This window comes from Salinispora sp. H7-4, assembly GCF_013416675.1.
GTDB classification, from domain to species: domain Bacteria; phylum Actinomycetota; class Actinomycetes; order Mycobacteriales; family Micromonosporaceae; genus Micromonospora; species Micromonospora vitiensis.
Genome location: NZ_JABZED010000011.1, coordinates 1909 through 2334, shown reverse-complemented (window position 1 = coordinate 2334; position 426 = coordinate 1909). Strand labels below are relative to the sequence as shown.

The following is a 426-nucleotide window of genomic DNA, read 5'->3' as shown; positions in this document are numbered from 1 at the left end:
CGTAGAACCGATGCTCCAACCGCCCGTCCGGGTTCCGGTAGAAGACATGCTGCTGATTGCCGTACGCGAACCCGGTGGGATTCGAATGGACCCGTCCCTCCGTGTCCCAGTTGTCCATTCCCGGGGCGTCCATTCCCGGCGCGAACCACCAGTGTCGCAACGTGTTGTCGCTTCCCCGGGCGAACACGTGCTGCTGGTTGGCGTGCGCGTACCCCACCGCCTTACCGGTCAACGATCCGCCGCCCCAGTCGGCCTGGACCAATCCCGACTCCGGCGACCACGACAGGTTCTGCAGGGTCCCGGCTGATCCGACGGCCACATAGTGCTGGCCGTTACCGAACCCGAACGCCCGCCCCGCGACAGTTTCGGTGGGGCGACCGCAGTTGTCGCTGGTGAGGTAGCGCTGGTGGTATGAGCCCGGATACG

Annotated in this window: 1 pseudogene; it reads right to left on the bottom strand. The window is 66.0% G+C overall.

The annotated features are described in order from the left end of the window. Positions 1 to 426, bottom strand: a pseudogene (locus tag H0524_RS24615) (DUF346 domain-containing protein); the annotation flags it as partial.